The organism is Streptomyces sp. NPDC060198 (assembly GCF_042728415.1).
Classification (GTDB): Bacteria; Actinomycetota; Actinomycetes; order Streptomycetales; family Streptomycetaceae; genus Streptomyces.
The window spans coordinates 1-3356 of the sequence record NZ_JBHWZJ010000553.1 but is presented as its reverse complement, the minus strand read 5'-3'; the positions used below and the strand labels follow the sequence as shown (position 1 = coordinate 3356).

General features: G+C 72.2%; 4 protein-coding genes. All 4 read right to left on the bottom strand.

Annotated features, from left to right (window positions below; translation table 11 throughout):
- Nucleotides 1-152: 152 nt before the first annotated feature.
- Entirely contained in the window at nucleotides 153-584 is a 432-nt protein-coding gene (nusB, locus tag ACFWEP_RS33290) for a transcription antitermination factor NusB (protein WP_266702312.1), read from the bottom strand.
- A 2-nt stretch (nucleotides 585-586) separates the two neighbouring features.
- Nucleotides 587-1153 (bottom strand): elongation factor P, encoded by a 567-nt coding sequence (gene efp, locus ACFWEP_RS33285; protein WP_387375828.1) that lies wholly within the window; start codon nucleotides 1151-1153, stop codon nucleotides 587-589.
- Nucleotides 1154-1202: 49 nt separating this feature from the next.
- On the bottom strand, nucleotides 1203-2309 hold the full coding sequence (locus ACFWEP_RS33280; RefSeq protein WP_387375826.1) for a M24 family metallopeptidase: 1107 nt from the start codon (nucleotides 2307-2309) through the stop codon (nucleotides 1203-1205).
- An 85-nt stretch (nucleotides 2310-2394) separates the two neighbouring features.
- Nucleotides 2395-3237 carry a Pro-rich N-terminal domain-containing protein gene (locus tag ACFWEP_RS33275; RefSeq protein ID WP_387375824.1) on the bottom strand — a complete coding sequence of 281 codons (843 nt, stop codon included), beginning with the start codon at nucleotides 3235-3237 and terminating at the stop codon, nucleotides 2395-2397.
- Nucleotides 3238-3356 lie beyond the last annotated feature (119 nt).

The window sequence follows — 3356 nt, the reverse complement described above, 5'->3', positions numbered from 1 at the left end:
CGCCGGCCCGGCGTCGTGTCCGGACACACTCGCGCTCCCCACGACCCCCGTGAGCCCCCCAGGGGCACACGAGAGGCGGTCTCCGGGCATGCCGAAGGCCCGCGGTCGCAATGACCGCGGGCCTTCGTCGGCTGAACGCTCGGCGCCCCGAGCTACTGCTCGCGGCGCAGGTTCGGCTTGAGGTCCTTGAAACGGGCCAGCATTCCGTTCACGAAGGACGGGGAGTCGTCCGTGGAGAACTCCTTGGCGAGCTGGACCGCCTCGTCGATGACGACGGCGTCCGGCGTCTCGTCCATCCAGATCAGCTCGTACGCGCCGAGCCGGAGGATGCTGCGGTCGACGACCGGCATGCGGTCGATCTCCCAGTCCACGGCGTACGTCACGATGAGGTCGTCGATGCGGTCCGCGTAGCGCGCGTACCCCTCGACGAGCTCCATCGTGAATTCGCCGACCGGGGGCTGACGGTCGTCGGTCCGCGAGTGCCGGACCCAGTCCGCGAGGACCGTCTGCACGGACTCGCCGCGCTGGTCGGCCTCGAAGAGGATCTGGAAGGCGCGCTTGCGGGCCTTGTTCCGGGCAGCCACGGTTAGCTGTTCACCCGGCCGAGGTAGTCGCCCGTACGGGTGTCGACCTTGATCTTCTCGCCGGTGCTGATGAAGAGCGGCACGCCGATCTCGTAACCGGTCTCCAGCGTGGCAGGCTTGGTGCCGCCGGTGGAGCGGTCGCCCTGGACGCCCGGGTCGGTGTGCTGGATGGTCAGCTCGACGGCGGCGGGCAGCTCCACGTAGAGCACCTCGCCCTCGTGCTGCGCGACCGAGGCGGTGAAGCCCTCGATGAGGAAGTTGGCGGTGTCGCCGACGGACTTGCGGTCGACCATCAGCTGGTCGTACGTGCTCATGTCCATGAAGACGAAGTAGTCGCCGTCCATGTACGAGAACTGCATGTCACGGCGGTCGATGGTGGCCGTTTCGACCTTCACGCCGGCGTTGAACGTCTTGTCGACGACCTTGCCGGAGAGCACGTTCTTGAGCTTGGTGCGCACGAAGGCCGGGCCCTTGCCGGGCTTGACGTGCTGGAACTCGACGACGGACCAGAGCTGGCCTCCGTCGAGCTTGAGCACCAGGCCGTTCTTGAGGTCGTTCGTGGAAGCCACGGTTGCGGAATCTCCTGGACTGAAAGCAGTGGACGGCCAAGAACGCGCGCTAGAGCGCGAGCAGCTCCTTGGTCGTAATGGTGAGTAGCTCGGGTCCGCCGTCCGCCTCGGGGCGCACGACGAGCGTGTCATCGATCCGGACACCGCCCCGGCCCGGGAGGTGGACCCCCGGTCCGACGGTGACCGGCACGCAAGCGTCCAGTTTACCCATGGCTGTCGGTGCCAACTGCGGGTCCTCGTCGATTTCGAGTCCGACCCCGTGCCCGGTGCGCGGCATGAGCCCCTCGCCGTGCCCTGCGGAGTCCAGCGGATGACGGGCCGCGTGGTCCACCTCACGGTAGGTGGCGTCCGGCAGCAGAGCCTCCCGGCCACCGCGCTGAGCGGCGAAAACGAGGTCGTACAGCTCGATCTGCCAGTCCGCCGGGGCGGTGCCGATGACGAACGTGCGGGCGATCTCGCAGCGGTAGCCGCGGTAGCTCGCGCCGAGGCAGACGCTGAGGAAATCACCTTCCTCGACCCTACGGTCGGTGGGCCGGTGACGGCCCTGGCCGGAGTTGGGCCCGGTGGCCACGGAAGTGGCGAAGGCGGGCCCCTCGGCCCCGTGGTCGACCAGCCTGCGTTCCAGCTCCAGGGAGAGATGGCGTTCGGTGCGGCCGACGAGGATCGATTCGAGGAGCTCGCCCAGCGCCTGGTCGGTGATCTCCGCCGCGATGCGCAGGCAGGCGATCTCCTCCTCGTCCTTCACCACCCGCAGCTGCTCCACGGTGGTCCCTAGGTCCCCGAGGCGGAGCCGGGGGGCGGCGGTGGTCATGGCCCGGTGGCGGGCGACGGTGAGATCGTGCTCCTCCACCGCGAGGCACTCCGTGCCGTGCGTGGCGGCCAGGCTCGCGGCGGCGACCGCCGCGTCCCCGCGCCCGCTGCCCAGCACCGACACCCGCAGCGACTCGTCCGTACGCCCGTGCGCGGGATCGCCGCCCGGGGCGCGGGGGCAGAGCAGGACGTCCTCTCCGGCGCCGAGCAGCAGGACGGCGCCGGGAGGCGCCCCGCCGGCGAGATAGCGGACGTTGGCGGGGCGGGAGACCAGGGCGGCGGCCGATCCGACGGCGGCGCACCGGTCGCGGACCAGCCCGCGGCGGACGGCGTACACCTCTGACATGCCCCGAGCGTACGAGCGCATCCGCCGCCCCGCCCGTCAGCGCTGTCCGACCGGGGACGGCCGGTACGGCACGGGCCGACGTCCGCTACCAGGAGGGCGGGCTGGCCAGTGCGCGGGCGAGGACGTCGTCCAGGACCCGGGCCGTGGTCTCGACGTCGTAGGTCGAGTTGTCGATGATCGGCAGTCCGGAGCCGTACCACCCGGCCATCCGGCCGTGGATGCGGGCGACCTCCTCGTCGGAGAGGCGGCGGTTGCCGGTGCGGGCGGCATTGCGCTCCAGGACCACCTCCAGGCCGGGCAGCAGGACCACGGGGAGCAGACCGGGCCCGACGTGCCGCTTCCAGCCGCCGAGGCCGATGACGGGCCGGTCGGGGAAGACCGCGTCGTCGAGGATGCAGGAGATGCCGTTGGCGAGGAAGTTGCGGGCGGCGAAGCCGCAGGTGCGGCGGGCCAGGCGGTACTGGGCCTCGGACTGGTCGTTCCAGCCGGCCTGCGGGTCGGCGAACCCGGAGCGTACCCACTCGCGTACGTCGTCCAGGGAGACGTGGGCGGTGGGCACCCGGCGGCGGGCGGCCCACAGTTTGGCGACGGTGGTCTTGCCCGCGCCCGCCGGGCCGATCAGGAGGACGGCGAGGGTCGCGGCGCCCGTGCCGGGTTCGACGGGCTGCGCGGGCACCGGCACGAGGCCGCCCGGCGGCAGCCGGAAGTGGCCGGTGACCTCGCGGGAGGGTGGTGCGGGCTGCTGGTCGGGGCCGGGCGCGGCCCATCCCTGGGCCTGATGGACTGGATGCGCCGGAGGTGCCGGGGGCGCCTGGGGTATCGGGGGCGGCACGGGGCTGCCCGGCTGCGGGGCGTGGTGCGGGCCGCCGACGGGGCCGTGTCCGGGCTGGTGGGGAGGCGGCAACGGAGCCCCCACTGCGTGCTGCATCCGGTGCCACTCCGTCTCGTGCGGTCAACTGGCGCTGGTCGGACGGCTACCGTACCGCCCCGGGCCTTCACCGGGTGAACGGCCCGGGGGCGCACCGGGTGCCCGCACGCGGGCACCCG

What these genes read in the sequence shown, in the direction of transcription:
- ACFWEP_RS33280 (WP_387375826.1), bottom strand. Translation starts at nt 2,309, where the DNA reads ATGTCAGAGGTGTACGCCGTCCGCCGCGGGCTGGTCCGCGACCGGTGC.
- ACFWEP_RS33275 (WP_387375824.1), bottom strand. Translation starts at nt 3,237, where the DNA reads ATGCAGCACGCAGTGGGGGCTCCGTTGCCGCCTCCCCACCAGCCCGGA.